The sequence below is a fragment of the Bradyrhizobium sp. CCBAU 11357 genome (assembly GCF_028128865.1).
Taxonomy (GTDB): Bacteria; Pseudomonadota; Alphaproteobacteria; order Rhizobiales; family Xanthobacteraceae; genus Bradyrhizobium.
On the sequence record NZ_LBJW01000016.1, the window covers coordinates 285,981 to 303,559 of the forward strand.

At 65.7% G+C, this 17,579-nt stretch carries 23 protein-coding genes; 6 read left to right on the top strand and 17 right to left on the bottom strand.

Going from position 1 to position 17,579, the window contains the following annotated elements:
• Positions 1-62: 62 nt before the first annotated feature.
• The 4 genes from XI05_RS04710 to XI05_RS04725 all read right to left on the bottom strand — a co-directional run bounded on the left by XI05_RS04710 (position 63) and on the right by XI05_RS04725 (position 2,875).
• Positions 63-503: a DUF1489 family protein gene (locus tag XI05_RS04710; RefSeq protein WP_271499092.1), complete on the bottom strand. Its 441-nt coding sequence runs from the start codon at positions 501-503 to the stop codon at positions 63-65.
• A gap of 42 nt (positions 504-545) precedes the next feature.
• The gene (locus XI05_RS04715; RefSeq protein WP_271499094.1) at positions 546-1,547 is read right to left on the bottom strand and encodes a hypothetical protein; all 1,002 of its coding nucleotides are present in this window, start codon (positions 1,545-1,547) and stop codon (positions 546-548) included.
• 156 nt (positions 1,548-1,703) lie between these two features.
• The gene (locus XI05_RS04720) at positions 1,704-1,907 is read right to left on the bottom strand and encodes a hypothetical protein (RefSeq protein ID WP_085969273.1); all 204 of its coding nucleotides are present in this window, start codon (positions 1,905-1,907) and stop codon (positions 1,704-1,706) included.
• Between the two features lie 305 nt (positions 1,908-2,212).
• Positions 2,213-2,875 carry a glutathione S-transferase family protein gene (locus tag XI05_RS04725; RefSeq protein WP_271499096.1) on the bottom strand — a complete coding sequence of 221 codons (663 nt, stop codon included), beginning with the start codon at positions 2,873-2,875 and terminating at the stop codon, positions 2,213-2,215.
• A gap of 123 nt (positions 2,876-2,998) precedes the next feature.
• Between XI05_RS04725 and XI05_RS04730 the strand changes: the two genes are divergently transcribed.
• Positions 2,999-3,715 (top strand): DUF599 domain-containing protein, encoded by a 717-nt coding sequence (locus XI05_RS04730; RefSeq protein WP_271499098.1) that lies wholly within the window; start codon positions 2,999-3,001, stop codon positions 3,713-3,715.
• 99 nt (positions 3,716-3,814) lie between these two features.
• Here the strand turns inward: XI05_RS04730 and XI05_RS04735 are convergent, their stop codons facing one another.
• The 4 genes from XI05_RS04735 to mgtE all read right to left on the bottom strand — a co-directional run bounded on the left by XI05_RS04735 (position 3,815) and on the right by mgtE (position 7,628).
• Positions 3,815-4,654, bottom strand: a complete 840-nt coding sequence (locus tag XI05_RS04735; RefSeq protein WP_271499100.1) for a hypothetical protein — start codon at positions 4,652-4,654, stop codon at positions 3,815-3,817.
• Positions 4,655-4,703: 49 nt separating this feature from the next.
• Positions 4,704-5,522 carry an aldo/keto reductase gene (locus XI05_RS04740; protein WP_271499102.1) on the bottom strand — a complete coding sequence of 273 codons (819 nt, stop codon included), beginning with the start codon at positions 5,520-5,522 and terminating at the stop codon, positions 4,704-4,706.
• A gap of 155 nt (positions 5,523-5,677) precedes the next feature.
• The gene (locus XI05_RS04745) at positions 5,678-5,995 is read right to left on the bottom strand and encodes a helix-turn-helix domain-containing protein (protein ID WP_271499105.1); all 318 of its coding nucleotides are present in this window, start codon (positions 5,993-5,995) and stop codon (positions 5,678-5,680) included.
• A gap of 211 nt (positions 5,996-6,206) precedes the next feature.
• On the bottom strand, positions 6,207-7,628 hold the full coding sequence (mgtE, locus tag XI05_RS04750) for a magnesium transporter (RefSeq protein WP_271499108.1): 1,422 nt from the start codon (positions 7,626-7,628) through the stop codon (positions 6,207-6,209).
• An 83-nt stretch (positions 7,629-7,711) separates the two neighbouring features.
• On the opposite strand from mgtE, the gene XI05_RS04755 reads away from it, so the two are divergent.
• Together XI05_RS04755 and XI05_RS04760 are read left to right on the top strand one after the other, a co-directional pair.
• Positions 7,712-8,539 carry a polysaccharide deacetylase family protein gene (locus XI05_RS04755; RefSeq protein ID WP_271499111.1) on the top strand — a complete coding sequence of 276 codons (828 nt, stop codon included), beginning with the start codon at positions 7,712-7,714 and terminating at the stop codon, positions 8,537-8,539.
• A 157-nt stretch (positions 8,540-8,696) separates the two neighbouring features.
• The gene (locus XI05_RS04760) at positions 8,697-10,022 is read left to right on the top strand and encodes a polysaccharide deacetylase family protein (RefSeq protein WP_271499113.1); all 1,326 of its coding nucleotides are present in this window, start codon (positions 8,697-8,699) and stop codon (positions 10,020-10,022) included.
• A gap of 2 nt (positions 10,023-10,024) precedes the next feature.
• Here the strand turns inward: XI05_RS04760 and XI05_RS04765 are convergent, their stop codons facing one another.
• A complete protein-coding gene (locus tag XI05_RS04765; protein WP_172783330.1) occupies positions 10,025-10,399 on the bottom strand; it encodes a hypothetical protein in 375 nt (124 codons plus the stop codon).
• A 284-nt stretch (positions 10,400-10,683) separates the two neighbouring features.
• On the opposite strand from XI05_RS04765, the gene XI05_RS04770 reads away from it, so the two are divergent.
• A complete protein-coding gene (locus XI05_RS04770; RefSeq protein WP_172783329.1) occupies positions 10,684-10,941 on the top strand; it encodes a hypothetical protein in 258 nt (85 codons plus the stop codon).
• 43 nt (positions 10,942-10,984) lie between these two features.
• Here XI05_RS04770 and XI05_RS04775 read toward each other — a convergent pair whose 3' ends face one another.
• Together XI05_RS04775 and XI05_RS04780 are read right to left on the bottom strand one after the other, a co-directional pair.
• The gene (locus XI05_RS04775) at positions 10,985-12,328 is read right to left on the bottom strand and encodes an ABC transporter substrate-binding protein (protein ID WP_271499115.1); all 1,344 of its coding nucleotides are present in this window, start codon (positions 12,326-12,328) and stop codon (positions 10,985-10,987) included.
• On the bottom strand, positions 12,309-12,995 hold the full coding sequence (locus XI05_RS04780) for a DJ-1/PfpI family protein (RefSeq protein WP_271499228.1): 687 nt from the start codon (positions 12,993-12,995) through the stop codon (positions 12,309-12,311). Before XI05_RS04780 ends, XI05_RS04775 begins: the two co-directional genes overlap by 20 nt.
• A 92-nt stretch (positions 12,996-13,087) precedes the next feature.
• On the opposite strand from XI05_RS04780, the gene XI05_RS04785 reads away from it, so the two are divergent.
• Positions 13,088-14,047 carry a GlxA family transcriptional regulator gene (locus XI05_RS04785; protein WP_271499117.1) on the top strand — a complete coding sequence of 320 codons (960 nt, stop codon included), beginning with the start codon at positions 13,088-13,090 and terminating at the stop codon, positions 14,045-14,047.
• On the opposite strand, the gene XI05_RS04790 is transcribed toward XI05_RS04785, so the two are convergent.
• The 5 genes from XI05_RS04790 to XI05_RS04810 all read right to left on the bottom strand — a co-directional run bounded on the left by XI05_RS04790 (position 14,044) and on the right by XI05_RS04810 (position 16,736).
• Positions 14,044-14,232: a hypothetical protein gene (locus XI05_RS04790; RefSeq protein ID WP_271499120.1), complete on the bottom strand. Its 189-nt coding sequence runs from the start codon at positions 14,230-14,232 to the stop codon at positions 14,044-14,046. The two genes, XI05_RS04785 and XI05_RS04790, sit on opposite strands and share 4 nt — an antisense overlap.
• 56 nt (positions 14,233-14,288) lie before the next feature.
• Positions 14,289-15,188, bottom strand: a complete 900-nt coding sequence (locus XI05_RS04795) for an NAD(P)/FAD-dependent oxidoreductase (RefSeq protein ID WP_271499124.1) — start codon at positions 15,186-15,188, stop codon at positions 14,289-14,291.
• The gene (locus tag XI05_RS04800; RefSeq protein WP_271499127.1) at positions 15,185-16,261 is read right to left on the bottom strand and encodes a flavodoxin family protein; all 1,077 of its coding nucleotides are present in this window, start codon (positions 16,259-16,261) and stop codon (positions 15,185-15,187) included. Before XI05_RS04800 ends, XI05_RS04795 begins: the two co-directional genes overlap by 4 nt.
• Positions 16,262-16,326: 65 nt before the next feature.
• Positions 16,327-16,527, bottom strand: coding sequence for a hypothetical protein (locus XI05_RS04805; RefSeq protein ID WP_212255037.1), 201 nt, complete (start codon positions 16,525-16,527; stop codon positions 16,327-16,329).
• Positions 16,527-16,736 (bottom strand): hypothetical protein, encoded by a 210-nt coding sequence (locus XI05_RS04810; RefSeq protein WP_271499230.1) that lies wholly within the window; start codon positions 16,734-16,736, stop codon positions 16,527-16,529. The genes XI05_RS04805 and XI05_RS04810 overlap by 1 nt, the downstream gene beginning before the upstream one ends.
• A 276-nt stretch (positions 16,737-17,012) precedes the next feature.
• On the opposite strand from XI05_RS04810, the gene XI05_RS04815 reads away from it, so the two are divergent.
• The gene (locus XI05_RS04815) at positions 17,013-17,297 is read left to right on the top strand and encodes a hypothetical protein (protein ID WP_271499130.1); all 285 of its coding nucleotides are present in this window, start codon (positions 17,013-17,015) and stop codon (positions 17,295-17,297) included.
• Positions 17,298-17,324: 27 nt separating this feature from the next.
• Here the strand turns inward: XI05_RS04815 and XI05_RS04820 are convergent, their stop codons facing one another.
• Positions 17,325-17,525 carry a hypothetical protein gene (locus XI05_RS04820; RefSeq protein ID WP_271499132.1) on the bottom strand — a complete coding sequence of 67 codons (201 nt, stop codon included), beginning with the start codon at positions 17,523-17,525 and terminating at the stop codon, positions 17,325-17,327.
• Positions 17,526-17,579: the final 54 nt, after the last annotated feature.

Genomic DNA, 17,579 nt, shown 5'->3' on the forward strand with positions numbered 1-17,579 from the left:
TTTCGTTTATTGTTTGAGCATGATCTTTCCGGAAAACCGCTGCACACTTTTCCGGATCATGCTCATAGCAGCCCGAGGTCACGCAGCTCGCGCCGCATCGGCTCCGGCATCGCCGCAATCGAGCCGGCCGCGGACTTGCCGAGATCGGACGGTACCGAATCATCAGCCAGATAACGCCAGCCCTGGAACGGGCGCATCGGCCGCGGCGACACCGAGATCACCTTCGGCTGCATCACGATGCGGCAGCGCCCGATGCCATCCTTGTCGCGGAACGGCTCGATGGCGATGATTTTTTCGCGCGCGGCGATCTCGCCCTTGATCACCCAGTACAGCGAACCGCCGGCGAGGATCTCGGCGTCGCGCTTGGGGACCATGCGGGTGATGTGGATGTGATGTTGCGGCAGACCCTTCTTCTTGGCGGTCTGCATCCGTTCGGCCACCCACTCCTTCAATTCCTTGACGGAGTCGCAGCCGACGGCGAGCTTGATCAGATGGAGTGGCATGCCCAAGCATTAGCCGGGCAGCCGCGCATTTGGAATGCCGATCTACTCGTTATCCGCAGGCGCGGGAGCAGCCGTCGAGGCCGGCGGCGGCGCGAGCGGAACCGGCGTGGCAGGCGCACGTGCAGCCTTTTGGGCCGGCGGTTTTTTCGCAGCCGGCGGGCTTGATGCCGCAGGCGCTGCGGCCTGTGCGGAGGCTGCGGCCGGCGCACGCGGTGCCGCCGCCGCATTCGCGGCCGGCGCGGCCTGACGCGTCGCCGCCGTGGGCTCCGGATTCATGATGCTCACCGGCGGCGTCGAGGACGCGCTCGGGAACTCGGCATTGGTCGGCTTGCCCGTCGGCATCGATGGCGGCAGTCCGGCGAGTGTCGCGGCGTTGGCCGCCATCGCCGGCGCTGCAGCGGGCGCGTTCCAGGTCGGCGCATAGCGCGCCACCAGCGTGTCGTAGAGATGGGAGTCCATGTTGGCGGCGACCTGCTGCTGGTCGGTCAGCGAGCGGAACGCGGCACAATCGAACTGCGTGCAGCCGTCGCGTGCCGCCAGCACATGCGCAACGAAGCCGTAGCGATCGCGCTCGAGTGACCTGCGCAGCGCCTTCATGTCGAGTGTCAGGCTCTTCTCGGCCGTGGCGGCGTCGCCGTGCGCGGTCAGCCGGTCGATCCTGGCCGCCGTGGAGGAGACCGCCGCAGCCGCAGCATCAGGCGCGCCGAACAGCGCCTTCTCGCAGCCGGCGGCGACGACATCGCCAGCGAGATCGTCGAGACAGGACAGCGCAGGCATGCTCGCCGTCACCACAGCTTGCGCGCGCGCCTCGGCCGGAGCGGACGGCGCCTCCGGTCCATAGAGACGCATCGTGGCTGCACCGGCGATCACGATGGATAGCAGGGTGATGACGGTCAGCGCCCCGTTGGCGACGGATCTGTCGGCGCGCAGCAGCGTGATCAGGAGGATCAATCCGAAGAATCCGGCAGCCGTCAGCGTCATCCACATCGGGAAGGCCGGCGAACGCCAGATTTGGTCGAGCGAAGTGGCCCATGCCCAGTTCATGCGCGACGTCCCCTCACGCGATCAAAGAGCGGATGGTCAAGCGAGCACCGCAAGTCGGCAACTGCCCCCGGCTCACCTTGTGAAGGCGAAGCGGGCCTTTTGACGGCGGCAGAATACAATCCCCGGGAGGCACCTATGCGCTGACGGCGTCGGCGTTCAGGAGAGCGCGAGCTGGCTTTCCTTGGCAACGCGCTCGAAGGCTTCGGTCGAGCTTTTGATCCGGTACTGGCAGTCGTCGCCCTCGGTCGGAAGCAGACGGATGACCTCATACGCGCCGCTCGCAGCCGGACGCGCGACATTGCTGGCCGTGAACAGGACGCGCGTTCCCACGGGGAATTTGTGCTTCAACACCCTCTCCATCACTCAAACAGCGCCGCCTCGCCCAGTGTCCCACTGCGATGGCGGCCGGAAACCCGGGCCGCTGTATAGCACGCGTCGCGCCGTTTTGGCCAGCGCCATGCCGGCATGGCACGCGCTCGGATTTTGCAGTCATTTCAGAATGATAGGAGACAGCCGGCGGGCCGGTGGTACCGCCGGAGCGGCTCATTCCCCCCGGCATGTCGCAGGCGGTGTCGCAGCCCCCCGATCCCACGGCCCCCGCCCATTGCAGCCCCCGAGGGGCCGCCCGGCCGGCACCGGCCGGCCGCGACCGTCAGACCTTCCGGTCAGGCGTCCTCGAACTTGGCGATGACCAGCGTTTCGGCCAGCCCGTCGCGCGTCCATTCCTGGAACGCCGGCAGCGCCATCATCGTCTCCATGTAGGCCTTGGTGTCCGGCGCCACCTCGATCGCATAGGTGCGGAAGCGATGCACGATCGGGGCGTACATGGCGTCCGCGGCACCGAAGCGGCCGAACAGGAACGGCCCCTTCGCGCCATAGCGGGTACGGCACTCGCGCCAGAGCTCCTCGATGCGCGCGATGTTGGCCTTGGCGTCCGCCGACAGCGCCACGGGACGGATCGGCCGATGCAGGTTCATGCCGCATTCGTTGCGCAGCGGCACGAATCCGGAATGCATCTCGGCGCACACCGAACGGGCATGCGCGCGCGCCGCGACATCGTCGGGCCACAGCTTCTTCTCCGGGTAACGCTCGGCGATGTATTCGATGATGGCGAGCGAATCCCACACCGTGACGTCGCCGTCGACCAGCACCGGCACCTTGCCGGCGCGGCTGAAGGACAGGATCTGCTCCTTGTCGGCGGGATCGTCGGTGTAGAGCGGGATCAGCGTCTCCACGAACGGGATGTCGTTGGCGCGGAGCGCGAGCCAGGGCCGCATCGACCATGACGAGTAGTTCTTGTTGCCGATCGCGAGCTTTAGCGCAGCCATGTCACTGGTCCTTCATTAGTCCTGCGGTTGCAGCCGCTTTTAACGCCATCGCCTGCCGCCAATCAATCGTTGCTGCGTCCCGTCATGCGTGGCAATCGTTGCGATCCTTGCCAGGAGACGGACATGAGCAGGCATTGGGTCGACATTACCGCCGTCGGCTTCTTCATCATCGAATGGCTGGCCTATGCCCTGACGCTGGAGCACTCGGCCTATGCCCGCAACAGCCTGTCGGCGCGCATGAACCGCTATCGCGAGGTCTGGGTGCGCCGGCTGCTCGACCGCGACACGCGGATGGTCGACATGCAGATCATGGCCTCGCTGCAGAACGGCACCGCCTTCTTCGCCTCCACCAGCCTGTTCGCGCTCGGCGGCGCGCTGGCGCTGCTGCACGCCACCAACGACGCCATCACGATCCTGAGCAAGCTGCCGATGGACCTCAGCACCTCGCCGGCGATGTGGGAGCTGAAATGCGTCGGCCTCGTGCTGATCTGCGTCTACGCCTTCTTCAAATTCGCCTGGGCCTATCGCCTGTTCAACTATGTCGCGATTCTGTTCGGCGGCATGCCGCCGGCCTCGCAGCGCGACACGCCTGAGGCCGAAGCCCACGTCATCCGCACCTCGCGCCTGTTCGAATCCGCCGGCCGGCATTTCAACCGCGGCCAGCGCGCCTTCTTCTTCGCGCTCGGCTATCTCGGCTGGTTCGTCAGTCCCTGGGTGCTGTTCGTGACCACGGCAGCTGTGGTGGTCGTGACCTGGCGACGGCAGTTCGCGTCCAGCGCCTGGGCCGCGATGGCACCGGAGGTGGTGAATGGTGACGAGGGAATGAAGCGCGGGCATTGATCTCTCTTGTCCCGGACGCGATGCAGCGCGAAGCGCTGCTTCGCAGAGCCGGGACCCAGCGCCACACGGATTGCTCGGAGGCAACTACGAGACTACGAGCTACCCGCCAAAATCCCGCGGGCTGAACGGCAGGTCCAGCACCTTCCATTCCTCGTACAAATTGGCCGGCAGCATCTTGTAGGGCTGGCAGTTCTGCAGCGCGCTCGTCGCGGACTTGACGATGGCCACGCCCTTCGCGGACGGCGGCGCCGCGATCAGGATGGGCTCGCGCGCCAGCGTGCCGTCGGTGGCGAACACGGTGCGCAGCTTGACACGGACGTTGTCGGTCGGTGCGACCCCGGCCGGCAGCTTGGCGCAGGTACGTAAATGACGGCGAAGCTCCGCGATGACCTCGGATGGAAGCTTTGCAGCGATTGAATCGTTGGCATCGCCGCCGTCGTCCCTGGCGCCTTTCGGCTCGACCGGCAATTCGGGCGGCAGGCCCAGCATGACCCCGTACTTGATGGTGACGTCCGGCTGCGGGGCCTGATAGGCCGGCTGCGGCGCCGTCTGCGGCGGCGGCGCGTTGGCCTCACGCTGCTTCGCGGCCTGCGAGGGTTGCGGCTGATTCTGCTGCGGCTCGGGCGAGGCCTGCTGTGATGGTGCTGCCGCCTGCGGCTTGGCCGCGGGCTTCGATGCCTCGGCCTTGTCGGTGACGTCCGGCTTCGGCAGCTTCAGATCGGGAAGCGGCTCCGGCGGCTTCGCCTCTTCCTTCTTCTCCTCGGCCTTGGCTTCCTCATGCTTCACCTGCTCCGGCGTGACGATGTCGACCGTGACAGTCTCGGGCGGCCGGCTGTGAAACGGACGGACCTCGCTGATCACGATGATCAGCGCCACCAGCGTCAGATGGGCGATTGCCGACGCCGCAATGTCCGTCCGTATGATCTTCCGCAGTTCCATCGACCGATCTGGGGTTGCCGCCGTGGTCCTAGCATACCCCGGGTCCCTCTCAATCCCATTTCGGGGCAAAGCCAAAGTCGGTCAGGCGTCCCCTCGGATGGGCGAGCGCGGCGATCCGGCTCATCTCATCTTCCGACAGCTCGAGATCGAAGATCTCGAGGTTTTCCGACAGGCGCTCGATGCGCGAGGTGCGCGGGATCGCAGCGACATTCTGTTGCACCAGCCAGCGCAGGCAGACCTGCGCCGGCGTCTTGCGGTGGACGCGACCGATCTCGGCCAGCGTCTGATCGGACTTGATGCGGCCCTTGGCGATCGGGCTGTAGGCGACGAGGGCAAGGCCATGCCGGCCGCAGGCCGCCCTCACCTTCGCCTGGTCGAGATAGGGGTGATATTCGACCTGGTTGCAGACCAGCGGCTCCGCCGACAGCGCGACCGCCTGCTCGATCAACGCCACGGTGAAATTGGAGACGCCGATGTGGCGGGTCAGGCCCATCGTCTTCGCATGCGACAGCGCGCCCAGCGTCTCCGCCAGCGGCACGTGGGGATTGGGCCAGTGCAACAGCAACAGATCGACCGAGGGAAGCCGCAGGCGGGCGAGGCTCTCCTTGACCGAGCGCTCGAGATCATAGGGCGCGAAATGGTTGGTCCAGACCTTGGTCGTGAGGAAGACGTCGTCGCGGCGCACGCCGGAGGCTCGCAAGCCGTCGCCGACCTCGCGCTCATTCTCGTACACCTGGGCGGTGTCGATATGGCGATAGCCGAGCCGTAGCGCCTGCTCGACCACGCGCGCGCAGGTGCGCCCTTCCAGCTCCCAGGTCCCGAGCCCGATCGCCGGAATCCTTGCGCCATTGGCCTCGACGAACAGCATGAGGAATCCTCTTCCGTTGCGGCAGCCCCGGTCGACATTATGGACCTCGTCCGTGTTGGTTGCCAACGGACGTCAGTGCTATCGGGACGGATATTCAGGGCAATGCTAACAGGAGGTTCGCACGAGGCTTCACGCCTTGATGTCACGCCTTGATGTCACGCCTTGGCGAGCGCCTGGAACACGGTGTCGGGCGCATGCGCGATCACCGCGAGCAGCGCGCGGGCCGGGCCGCGCGGGGCGCGCTTGCCCTGCTCCCAGTTGCGGATGGTCTCGACGGGAACGCCGAGCTTGGCGGCGAACTCCATCTGGGTCAGGCAGGCGCGCCGGCGCAGATCGCGCACTGCGAGTGGGCCGGTATCGCCGGGCGCCGCATGGGCCTTCGGCTCAACCGAACGCGGCTGGACCGGAAATTCCTGCCCATCCCGCAATTCGACGATCCGTCCGTCCGCCTTAAGCCGCAACCGCATGCCCATTCCCCCAAGCAGAGGCGATGATGCGGCAGGTCGCTTAAAGTCGGATTAAAAACGCAGCGCACTCGGGGCACGAGGGTTAGGGGTGCCCCCCGCCGCCTCCCCCCGTCATTGCGAGGAGCTCTTGCGACGAAGCAATCCAGGATCTTTCCGCGGAGGGAATCTGGATTGCTTCGCTACGCTCGCAATGACGTGGAGAGAACGTGCGCCGTCGCTACTTCAACCCGAACCAGAGCGTCGCAATTCCGAGGAAGGAGAAGAAGCCGACGACGTCGGTCACAGTGGTGACGAAGGTGCCCGACGCCACCGCCGGGTCGGCCCGCACGCGATCCAGCGCCATCGGGATCAAGATGCCACCGAGCGCGCCGGCGACGAGGTTGCAGATGATGGCGAGCCCGATGACGATGCCGAGGCCCGGGATCTTGAACCAGGCCACCGCCGCGATGCCCGTGATCACGGCGAAGGCGAGGCCGTTGACGAGGCCGACCAGGGCCTCGCGCATCACCACGCGCCAGGCGTTGGAGGAGCCGAGCTCGCGCGTCGCCAGCGCCCGCACCGCCACCGTCATGGTCTGGGTGGCGGCATTGCCGCCCTGGCTCGCCACGATCGGCGCCAGCACCGCGAGCGCGACCATCTTCTCCAGCTGCCCCTCGAACAGGCCGAGCACGGAGGACGCCAGAAACGCGGTGGCGAGGTTCACCAGCAGCCAGTTGAAACGGCCGCGGGCGATGGTGAGGAAGGTATCCGACAGCTCTTCGTCGCTGGTGACGCCACCGAGCGCCTTGAGGTCCTCGTCGGCCTCTTCCTCGATGACGTCGACGACGTCGTCGACGGTGATGACACCGACGAGGCGGTCCTGGGTGTCGAGCACGGGTGCGGCGACGAGATTGTACTTGCCGAACATGCGCGCCACCTCCTCCTGGTCCTCCAGGACGGAGACGCGGCGGCGGTCCTCGTCGGTGAGCTCGGTCAGCGCCACCGGCCGGCGCGTGCGCAGGAGCACGTCGAGCGGCACCGCGCCCTGCCAGTGCTGCTCCTTGTCGACGACGTAGATCTCGTAGAAGCGGTCGGGCAGATCCGGCGTCTCGCGCATGTAGTCGATCGCCTGGCCCACCGTGAAATCCTGGGGCACGGCGATGAACTCCGTTTGCATGCGGCGGCCGGCGGAGTTTTCCGGATACAGCAGGCTGCGCTCGAGCGCGACGCGCTCCTTGAGCGGCAGCTTCTCCAGGATCTCCTCCTGCTCCTCGGCGTCGAGGGTTTCCAAGAGCTCGACCGCATCGTCGGATTCGAGCTCGCGGACGCCCTCGGCAACCGTCTCCGGCGGCAGCTCCTCGAGGATCTCCTCGCGCACGGTCTCATCGACCTCGTTCAGCGCCGAGAAGTCGAAATCACGGCCGGTGAGCTCGACCAGGCGGACGCGGTCGTCGGGCTCGAGGGCGCCGATCAGATCGCCGAGATCGGCCTCGTGCAGCTCCGCGACGCAGGCACGCAGCGCAGCACTGTCCCCGGCCTCGATCGCATGGGCAATTTCCTCGACGAATTCGTGACGAATTTCGCCGTCTTCATTGCGCATCGGCACGTGGTCGAGTACCGAATCCGCAGCGGATGGGGCAACGTCCATATGTTCATCCATGGCGCGCCTCGCCGTTTGACAGGTTGGAACGGGTGGTATGAGCTGAGGGTTCAGGCAATACCCACAACGCAAAGCCGAGCGCAATGACAAAGATGCTGCGACTGAGGTGGACCTCGACCATGACGGGCGCGCTCGCCGCGACCGTCATCGGCACTGCCGCGACCGTCATCGGCACCGCCGAGACGGAGGCCGCCGAATGCCCGCGCAAGGACGCACTCGGCACCTCGCGCGTCCTCAGGGTCGATCCCAAGACCTACCCGCGCGTTGGCGTGAAGAGCTTTCCGCAGACGCTGCCGCTGGCCGATCGCGAGGTCGTGCTGACCTTCGACGACGGGCCGAACCCGCCGACCACGTCGAAGGTGCTGGCGGCGCTGGAACGGGAATGCGTGCGCGCGACCTTTTTCCTGATCGGCCAGCACGCCTCCGAGCATCCCGACATGGTCAAGCGCATCGCCCGCGAGGGCCACACCGTCGGCCATCACTCCTTCTCGCATCCGTTCATGGGGCACATTCCGTTCGAGAAGGCCATGGCCGACATCGACCGGGGCATTGCCGCGGACGAAATGGCGCTGCACGGAACCTCGACGACGACACCTTCGACGCCGTTCTTCCGCTTCCCCTATTTCGAGTCGACACAAGCACAGCTCGACCTGCTCCAGTCGCGGGGCATCATTGTGTTCGGGGCCGATCTATGGGCCAGCGACTGGGAGGAGATGACGCCGGAGCAGCAATTGAAGCTCGTCACCGATCGCCTCGCCGCGAGCGGCAAGGGCATCATCCTCTTCCACGACAACAAGGCGCGCACGGCCGCAATGATGCCGGCGTTTCTGCGGTATCTGAGGGAGAACGGCTATCGGGTGGTCCACATCGTACCGGCTGGCACATCACAGAAAAGCGCCGAAACGCGCTGATGCCGGAATGTCACGCCGGGGCAAAATGGGGTGATTTGGGGGCAATTAACACTCTGTTCATGCTACGGCGTGCAAAGATGAGGGCGGCTACGGCTGAACCGTTTTGAGCCATCTCCGACCTATCTAGGCGCCAATTGCATGGGGGCAGACGAGGTTCATGATCGGAAGTAGCGTTGTTTTGCGGACGCGATCGTGGATCGTCCTTTGTCTGGGAATACTCACCGTCGGTTCGCCGGCTGCGCTTGCGGCCGACTGTCCCGGCCACCCCGACGCCCTCGGCACCTCCCGCACCCTCGTTGTCGATCCGCGCGAGCATCCGCTGATCGGCACCATGCAGTACCGCGAGACGCTGCCGCTGAAGGACCATGAGGTCGTCCTGACCTTCGACGACGGTCCGATCCCGAAATATTCCAACCAGGTGCTCAAGATCCTCGCCGACGAATGCATCAAGGCGACCTTCTTCATCGTCGGCAACCAGGCCAAGGCCAATCCGGACGGCGTGCGCAAGCTGGTGGCGGCGGGCCACACCGTCGGCACGCACAGCATGGACCATCCCCTGACCTTCGACCGGATGCCGATCGAGAAGGCCGAGGCGGAGATCAATGGCGGCATCGAATGGACCGCGGCCGCGATGACCGATCCCTCGCAGCTCGCCCCGTTCTTCCGCATTCCCGGCCTGATGCGCGCCGAGGGCGTCGAGAACCATCTGATCTCGCGCGGCATCCAGGTCTGGAGCGCCGACTTCCCGGCGGATGACTGGCGGCACGTGTCGTCCGACCGCGTCTACCAGCTCGCCATCCAGCGGCTGGAGGCCAAGGGTAAGGGCATCCTGCTGCTGCATGACATTCAGGCCCGCACGGTGGCGGCGCTGCCCAAGATCATCCGCGACCTCAAGGCGCGCGGCTATCGCATCGTGCATGTGGTGCCCGCCACCGCCGAGCGGCCGGCGACGCCGACCACGCAGGTCGAATGGCTGCTGCATCCGCCATCGGAGACGACGCCGATCGCGCGCTGGCCGCGCGTGCCGCATTTCGTGTTCACGCAGACCAAGACGCTGCCGGCACCCGCGCTCGCCGACCTCAATGCGCAGGCCGAGCACCAGTCGCTGCTGCCGCGCCGGAGCAAGGGCCAGATGGACCTCGCATCCACCCTGCCCGTGCCCGGCCGCGATCTGTTCGCGATTCCGGAAGGCTCGGTCGAGGTGCTGCTGTCGACGACGTTGTCGCGGCGCGCCGCGACCCGGCTTGCCATGGCGGCGGAGAGGCCCCATCCGGCCAAGGACAAGGCTGCACAGGGCAGAGCTGCGAAGGGCAAGACGGCCAAGTTGCAGGGGCGGCGGACCGCCCAAGCGGCGCCGGCGGCAGCGGATCATGCCGCGCAGCCCGTCGACATCGTACCCAAGAACACCGCATCCAAGGGCGCCGCTTCCAAGAGCGCAGCGCCCCGTCCGACCCGCGTCGCCAGCCTGAAAAAGCGCGCTTAGCGCTATTGCCGCATGATCGCGGCGACGCAGAGCAGCACGATCAGCGCCAGGAAGAACAGGTCCATGTAGGACTTGAGCTCGCCGTCCCGCCTTAGCCGCGCGACGTCGGCGATCACCTGCTTGCGCGCGCTGGTGCCGCCCGAACCGTCGTTGATCGGAGCCTGAAGGCGCTTGGTCTCGGCCTCGAGCTTCTCGATCTTCTGGAAGAAGTAGAACGCCCGCAGCGTCGAGGCCGCGCGCATGGCGGCATAGACCAGCACCAGGATCGCCAGGATCGCCCGGTTCGGATACTTCTCCATGAAGTTCAGGCTGAAATAGACCACAGCCATGAAGGCGAAATTGGTGAGGAAGCGATAGACGAAGCTGAGGAAGACCATGCTGGCTCGAACCTTGAGGGGGGCGCAACTCTACGATGTTGCGAAGTGCGGGATCGGGACCCAGACCGGAACGGCGAGCCTGGACACGGCCCGTCTACGCCAAGTTTGTTTCAACAAAGATACTGCCGCCCCCGCAACCAGCCGCCTTTTAGCCTGAGGCGGCCATAAGGCAAGCCGGGGCTTGGCCCCTGGCCTCGCGCGCGCGAAGGGCCCGCAACGGCTCAATGGCGATTTGGCCGAAGGCGCGGTAAGCTGCGACCGCCGCCAGATGTGGGGTTCTTCCGATGCCGAAGAAGGGAATCACGGGCCACGACGACTGGGTTCTGACCGAGGCACTCGCGACCGCCCTGGTCGCGCTGGAGCAGCTCGAGCCGAAGCACCAGCCGAACGCGCATATGGACGACATCCGCAAGCTGCTCGCGAACGGCAAGGAGCCGGCAGCGGTGAGCCTGCACCTTGCCCAGGCCAAATGCCGCCTGTTTCCCGAGCTCGACCCGTTGGAGATCTACCGGGAATACGGCATCGGCGATGAGTATGGCTGAGGCGGCGCGTCAGGGCAGCACAAGGCCTGCGCGGCGCAGTGGGTTAGTTTTGCGAGGTCTTCAGCAGCGGGCATTCGCTTTGGCTCAGCGGAAGATACGCTTCCTCGGCAGGGATCGTCTCGACCACGCTGTAGTAGTCCCAGGGGGCTTTCACGTCCGCAGGCTTCTTGACCTCGACGAGATAGAAATCATGCACCAGCTTGTTGTCGGCGCGCAGCCGCGCGCCCGGTGCATAGAAATCGTCTACGGGCATTGACCGCATCTTCTCCAGGACGGCATTGGTTTCATCTGTGCCCGCGGCAGCCGCGGCCCTCAGATATTGCAGGACGGCCGAATAGACGGCGGCTTGTGGTGCGGTCGGCATGGCGTTGTGAAGCTTGTAGAACCTCCGGGCGAATGCCCGTGTCGCTTCGTTGAGAGCCCAGTACCAAGCGGTGACCGTGGTAAGGCCCTTGGCGGTTTCAGGACCCATGGCGTGAACATCGGTCAGGAACATGAGTTCGGCGACCGCCTTCTGGGGCCCCGTATTCATACCGAACTCATTCCATTGCTTCATCGAGGTCACGAGCTGTTCGCCGGCATTGGCGAACGCGATCACCTTGGCCTTTGAGGCCTGGGCCTGGAGCAAGAACGAGCTGTAATCGGCATTTCCCAGCGGATGAAAGACTGCGCCGAGCGACTTGGCGCCGCTCGCCGCGAGCACGCGCTGTGACACTTCGACCATGTTGCGTCCGAACGCGTAGTCGGACGCGATGAAGAACCAGCTGTCATATCCTTGCGATACCAGCCTGCGGACCGAGCCGGCGACCAGATTGTAATTGTCGTGCAACCACATCAGACCGGCGGGCGAACATTGCCTGCCGCCGATTTCGGTGGTTCCGACCGCAGAGTAGATAACGATCCTGTTCTTGTCGCGTGCGATCGACTGGATGGCGAGCGCGACGGCAGAATTTCCGACATCGGCCACCATGTCGATGCCGTCGACGTCGAACCATTTGCGGACGATCTGGGCACCGATGTCCGGCTTGTTCTGATGATCGGCGACGACAATGTCGACCTTGAGCCCAGGCGTGGCCTTCTGAAAATCCTCGACCGCCATCTTCGCGGCGACAACAGAGCCTGGTCCGGCAAGGTCCGACAAGGGTCCCGCCTGGTCGTTGATGATGCCGATGCGGATCACATCGCCGGAAAAATCGCCGGCCTGACTCCGTTCGGCGTAAGCGACCGCCCCGAGCGTCAGGATGAGGCCAAAGGCCGACCGGCGAACCCGGATAGACCATGACTTCGACGCGCCTGCGCGATCCACCATCTTCCCCTCCACTCTGCCCGCGAGGACTGCCGGCGATGACTGCCCTGAAATCGCCGGGCTATCCTTCCCGGTGAACAACTTTCCTGACGAGTTCCAGTCGACGCGCCTGCGCCGGCGCAACCCGCTCCTTCATGGCGGCCAGGATCGCCGCCGGTGCCGTGTCCGGCGAGCCGGCATTGAATGGGGGCGCGGGATTGTATTCCATGCGGAGCTGGACCATTTCCGCTGCCGTGCGGCCTCTCAACATAGAGACCAGCGTGAGTGCAAAGTCGATGCCGGCGGTTATGCCGCCGCCGGTGATGCGGTTGCGGTCGATGCACACCCTCTCCCGCGACACCTCAGCTCCGAAAAACGGCAAGGCATCGGTCGCCGTCCAATGCGTGGCCGCGCGATAGCCTTTCAGCAGACCGGCTGCGCCGAGTACGAGCGAACCGGTGCAGACCGACGTGACGTATTTCGCGCCGCGCGCCTGCCGACGCAGAAAGGCAAGCACCTCCTCATCCAGCATCAGCTCGTCGGTGCCATAGCCGCCGGGGACGCAGATCACGTCGAGTTGCGGGCAATCAGCGAATGTGATGGTCGGCGTCAACGCGATCACGGAATCGCTCGGTACGGGCTCGATGCATTTCCAGATCAGATGCACCATGACGTCAGGCAGGCTGGAGAAGACCTGGGCAGGACCGGTGAGATCGAGCTGTGTAACGCGGGGAAACACCAGAAGGCCGATCTGCAACGGACCCGACATATCCAACCTCGACATCGCGCTTGACGACGTCAGCCTGCCATGTTGGCCTTGTGGTCGGAAACGGCGTAATTCCCTCATTTTTGGACGCGTCCATGATCGGCTTCCTGATCTTTCCCGAATTCCAGCTGCTGGATGCGGCCGGGCCGATCTCGGTGTTCGAGATCGCAAGACGTCACACGCAGAATGCACCGCGGGTGATCAACGTTGCGGCGAAGGCCGGGGCGGTGCGCAGTTCGTCTGGCACCGAGATGCTGGCGCGCAGCCTGCGATCGGCGAGCTCCGTTACGACTCTTTTCGTGGCTGGTGGAGAGGGCGTCGAAGCTGCCGCGCGTTGCAACACCACGATCTCCTTCATTCAGAGACTGGCGCGCCGCGGCGTGCGCATGGCCAGCGTTTGCTCCGGCGCCTATCTGCTCGCCGAGGCCGGCGTCCTCGATGGTCGCTGCGCAACCACGCATTGGTCCTGTACCCGCGACTTCATCGGGCGCTATCCGAAGGTCAGGCTCGAACCGGACCAGATCTTCACGCGCGATGGCGGCGTATGGACTTCGGCAGGAATCACGGCCGGGATCGATCTGGCGCTCGCCATGATCGCGGAGGACCATGGCGAGGAGATTTCGCAGGCAACCGCCCGCCAGCTCGTGCTCTACCATCGCCGCAGCGGCGGCCAATCGCAGTTCTCGAGTCTTCTCGAGCTGAAGACGCCGAACGGGCGCTTCGGCAGCCTGTTGTCGTGGGTGCGCGAGAATCTGGATGCGTCTCTCACGGTCGAGGCGCTCGCCGAGCGGGCAGGGCTGAGCTCAAGGCATTTCGTCCGCTCCTTCACTGCCGAAACAGGATCCACGCCGACAAAGGCGGTCGAACGCTTGCGCGTCGAGGTGGCGCGGGAGCGGGTGCAGTCCTCCGGCGAGACGATCGAGCGCGTCGCGCGAACCACCGGCTTTCGCGACCCCGAGCGGATGCGAAGGGCCTTCATCCGGGCCTTCGGTCAGCCGCCACAATCGGTGCGACGCTCCGCCCGGATCGCGAGAGCTCCGGAAGACCGGGTTTAAGGCCCGCCCGCGACCGATCCCGCGATCACCATGACCAGCGCGCCAAGGTCGATCTTGCCATTCACGGTCAGCTCCTCCGAGCCCTTCGCGTCTGCCGCGCCCTGGACCTTCAGCGATTGCGGCCGGTCGGCGGCCTGGCGCTGCAACTCGCCGATGATCGCTTCCTTGAGCTTCTCTTCCAGCATGGGCTCTTCCTTCGCGGGTCCGTCCAGTCAAGACGGCAGCCCGCGCTTCGTTCCCGTCACGCAAACCGCGGCGGCAGGCTGTTGTGGATCGTGCAGGCGGCGATGGCGGCATGGCCGAACGCGACCGATATCTGGTGCAGGTCGGTGACGACGTCGCCGATGCCGTAGAGTCCGGTGATCGACGTGCGCTGATGATCGTCGACCTCTAGATAACCCTCCCCGGTATGGTCGGCGCCAAGCGCCATCGCGAGCTGCGAGCGCACCTGCGCACCCATCGCGGGATAGACCATCTCGAACTGCGCCGTATGGCCGTCGGCGAAGACGGCTTCGACGCCCTCGCCTGTTCGCCGCAAACGCAGATCGGGCGCGAAGACGACCTCGACGCCGGCCTCGGCCAGCCGTGACGTTGCCGACCGATCGTCATCCGGTCCGGTCGCGAGCAGCGTCACGTCGCGCGAATAGCCGCGCAGGAACAGCGCCTTGCCCTCAGCGCGTGCGAGCGGGCCGATGACGCCGATGCGGCGGCCGGTCGCCTCGAAGGCGTCGCAGACCGGGCAGTAGCGCAACAGGCCATCGGCGACGGCGGCGCGCCAATGGTCGAACGGCGGATGCGTGTCGACGATCCCGCAGGCGAGAATGACGGTGGCGGCCGCATGCGTGCGGCCATTCCAGCTCGCTTCAAAGCCATGTTCGTGACGCTGCAACGCGTTGACCTCGGCCTCCACGCGTGTGACGGCGAGCTCGTTCAGCTGGGCTGACATGCGCTCGATCAGCTCGGTGCCGGACAGGCCGTGGACGAAGCCCGGGACATTGTGGCTGCGCGGGATCAGCGCCGCCCGGCTCGCGCCGGCGTCCACGACGCAGACGCGGCGGCGAAAGCGCGCCAGATAGATCGCGGCCATCAGTCCGGCCGGGCCGCCTCCGACGATCAGGCATTCAAGCTGCGCGCCGGTCATTTCGGGTTCGGGTCCGCAAGAGCGGCGCCGGGCTCCTCGAGGTGCCCGCTCCGCGCCAGCCGGACCGCGTTGCCGAGCGCGCGCGCCGCATTCTGCACCCCCTGCTGGAATTCGTGGTCCTCGTCGAGCTCGCGATGCGATGTGGCGTATGGCTCCCCGTAGCCGACATAGCCGTCGAGTTCGGCGTAGCGGCCCGCCGAGATCAGCTGCATGTCGGTCAGCCAGTCGGACAAGGTCCGGCGCACGCCCTCGGCGCCGACCGCATCGCCGTGAACGACGACGCCGAAATGGCGGCCGGCGAGATGGCGCGGATACGGCCAGCCCTTCAGCTCGATGGCCTTGGCTTCCGCGGCGTTCTTGCCGTGGGTCGAGGTCGGGTCGGGATTGCCGCCGTCGGCGCAGACCATGCGGTCCATCATCGCCTTGAGCCCGGCGGGCACGTGATACCAGTTCACGGGGGTCAAGATCAGAATGCCGTGCGCCGCAACCCAGAACGGATAGATCTCGTTCATCCAGTCCTGAGTCTGGCCCAGGGAATAGTTCGGATAGCAGCTGCACGGCCAGTGGCACAGCGGCATGGCGGTGCCGACGCAGGACTTGCAGGGATGAATGGTCTTGCCGAATTCGGAGGCGAGGCGCGACAGATCGAGGATGTCGACGGCAAATCCCATCTCGATGAAGACGAGCTCGGCCAGCTCGACCAGCCGCCAGGTCTTGGACATCTCGCCGGGACAGGTGTGCTCGCTGCGGGCCGAGCCGTTGATGATCAGGATGCGAGGCGTCGCGTCGGCATCATCGTGGCGCCGCTGCGCCTCCAGGATTTTTGCGCGGGCATCGAGCCAGTCGACGGCGAGATCGTAGTCGGGGTCGGCGAAGCCTGCGCCGGCCTTCCGCGTCAATGGTGCCTTGCGCGAATGGCTGTAGGCGTCCCAGGCCGCCGCGATGATGGCATCGAGCTCACGGCCGAGCGGAGCAAAGGCGGGATCGACGAACTGACGCCTGTAGCGTCGCTCGAACTCCTCGCGCGACAGCTTGACGGGCGGCATCCCCTTGCGAATGTCGGCATCCGTCATGCTGGCTCCTGGCGAAGTCGGTGTCCTCCGACCAACCCGGCGCCCAGCGTGCGGTTCCCAACACTTTACCGGCGAGCAAGCTCCTGCGGCGCATCGAATTTGGCGATCCGTTGATCGAGCCGCCACAGCTCGATGCGATGCACCAGGACGAGCGAGGCGGCTTCGCGCTTGGCCTGCTCGTCGTCGTCGCAGACCAGGTTGATGCATCCGAACACGTGCCCGTCCGGATCGATCTGGAACGCGCGGTAATGCTTGATGCTTGCCACTATGATTGTCCTCGCCTTGGAGCGACGGGTGCGCTCAGCCAATCCGTGAGGTTCAAGGTCACTTCGTTCTGCTTGGCGCGGCGCAGCAGCATCTCGCGTTCCCTGCCCGGCGGCATGCTGAGCGCGCGCTCGCGGGCGCTTTCTGCAAAGGCGGCCAGCCGCTCCTGAAGCGTTTGGGTCTGTTTCCTGCGGTTACGTTTGGCGGTCATTTCACTTTCGCGGAAAATACGGTTGTAGGGAAATAGGCCCCGGCGGGGGATCGGGCGCCGGGGCCCGAGTTCTCTTGTCACTCAAGTCGCTTGCCGGTTGAGGCGGCTCAGCCCGGCAACGATTGTAGCTTCCGTCGCAACGGCCGGTTCCAGCATTTCAATAAGTTAACGCTGCGCGATTTTGCGCAAAGCACAACGCAGGACCGATCGATCCGGACTGCGCCGGAACCGAAATGCTGATTCGTATGTTCAAGGACGACTTGAAGGAGGATCATCATGGCAAAAGCAGCATGGAAACGACCGGGCTCGCCGATCGGCCGCAAAGGCCCGCGCAAGGCAAATCCCGCCTACAAGCGCCGCGCGCGCGAGCTGTGGACAGCGTCGGATGTGAGCAAGCTGAAGCAGCTCGCGAAAGGCAACACGCCGACCGGCGTGATGAGCATCAAGCTGCAGCGCCCTGTCGCGGCCATCCGCAGCAAGGCGCAACGCGAAGGGATTTCGCTGCGGCCTGCCAACCGCTCGCCCTACAACCGGCGAAGCAAAGCCGCGAAGCGGCGCTGACGACAGGCACCGCCGGGCGCCGTCGACCTAGCTCGGCGGCTGCAGGCCCGGCGACCTCAGCCACTCGCTCATCTGAGACCCCGTTTCCGCCTGGCGCGCCTTGCGCAAGATCTCGTCGCGCACCGCGCCGGGCGGAAGCAAGCTCGCCTGTTCGCGCAGCCGCTCCGCCTCGGCGGCGAGCCGCGCTTCCAGTGTGTCGACAGGCTTGCGGCGATGTCGCGTCGTCATCAGGCGTCTCCCTGGTGCTGAGCCGAGCGCGCCGTTGCGTTCTGACGTGGTGGA

Bases quoted from the DNA above. Each gene is read 5' to 3' on its own strand.
- XI05_RS04710 (WP_271499092.1), bottom strand. From the start codon at position 503: ATGCCACTCCATCTGATCAAGCTCGCCGTCGGCTGCGACTCCGTCAAG.
- XI05_RS04715 (WP_271499094.1), bottom strand. From the start codon at position 1,547: ATGAACTGGGCATGGGCCACTTCGCTCGACCAAATCTGGCGTTCGCCG.
- XI05_RS04720 (WP_085969273.1), bottom strand. From the start codon at position 1,907: ATGGAGAGGGTGTTGAAGCACAAATTCCCCGTGGGAACGCGCGTCCTG.
- XI05_RS04725 (WP_271499096.1), bottom strand. From the start codon at position 2,875: ATGGCTGCGCTAAAGCTCGCGATCGGCAACAAGAACTACTCGTCATGG.
- XI05_RS04730 (WP_271499098.1), top strand. From the start codon at position 2,999: ATGAGCAGGCATTGGGTCGACATTACCGCCGTCGGCTTCTTCATCATC.
- XI05_RS04735 (WP_271499100.1), bottom strand. From the start codon at position 4,654: ATGGAACTGCGGAAGATCATACGGACGGACATTGCGGCGTCGGCAATC.
- XI05_RS04740 (WP_271499102.1), bottom strand. From the start codon at position 5,522: ATGCTGTTCGTCGAGGCCAATGGCGCAAGGATTCCGGCGATCGGGCTC.
- XI05_RS04745 (WP_271499105.1), bottom strand. From the start codon at position 5,995: ATGGGCATGCGGTTGCGGCTTAAGGCGGACGGACGGATCGTCGAATTG.
- mgtE (WP_271499108.1), bottom strand. From the start codon at position 7,628: ATGGATGAACATATGGACGTTGCCCCATCCGCTGCGGATTCGGTACTC.
- XI05_RS04755 (WP_271499111.1), top strand. From the start codon at position 7,712: ATGACAAAGATGCTGCGACTGAGGTGGACCTCGACCATGACGGGCGCG.
- XI05_RS04760 (WP_271499113.1), top strand. From the start codon at position 8,697: ATGATCGGAAGTAGCGTTGTTTTGCGGACGCGATCGTGGATCGTCCTT.
- XI05_RS04765 (WP_172783330.1), bottom strand. From the start codon at position 10,399: ATGGTCTTCCTCAGCTTCGTCTATCGCTTCCTCACCAATTTCGCCTTC.
- XI05_RS04770 (WP_172783329.1), top strand. From the start codon at position 10,684: ATGCCGAAGAAGGGAATCACGGGCCACGACGACTGGGTTCTGACCGAG.
- XI05_RS04780 (WP_271499228.1), bottom strand. From the start codon at position 12,995: ATGTCGGGTCCGTTGCAGATCGGCCTTCTGGTGTTTCCCCGCGTTACA.
- XI05_RS04785 (WP_271499117.1), top strand. From the start codon at position 13,088: ATGATCGGCTTCCTGATCTTTCCCGAATTCCAGCTGCTGGATGCGGCC.
- XI05_RS04790 (WP_271499120.1), bottom strand. From the start codon at position 14,232: ATGCTGGAAGAGAAGCTCAAGGAAGCGATCATCGGCGAGTTGCAGCGC.
- XI05_RS04795 (WP_271499124.1), bottom strand. From the start codon at position 15,188: ATGACCGGCGCGCAGCTTGAATGCCTGATCGTCGGAGGCGGCCCGGCC.
- XI05_RS04800 (WP_271499127.1), bottom strand. From the start codon at position 16,261: ATGACGGATGCCGACATTCGCAAGGGGATGCCGCCCGTCAAGCTGTCG.
- XI05_RS04810 (WP_271499230.1), bottom strand. From the start codon at position 16,736: ATGACCGCCAAACGTAACCGCAGGAAACAGACCCAAACGCTTCAGGAG.
- XI05_RS04815 (WP_271499130.1), top strand. From the start codon at position 17,013: ATGGCAAAAGCAGCATGGAAACGACCGGGCTCGCCGATCGGCCGCAAA.
- XI05_RS04820 (WP_271499132.1), bottom strand. From the start codon at position 17,525: ATGACGACGCGACATCGCCGCAAGCCTGTCGACACACTGGAAGCGCGG.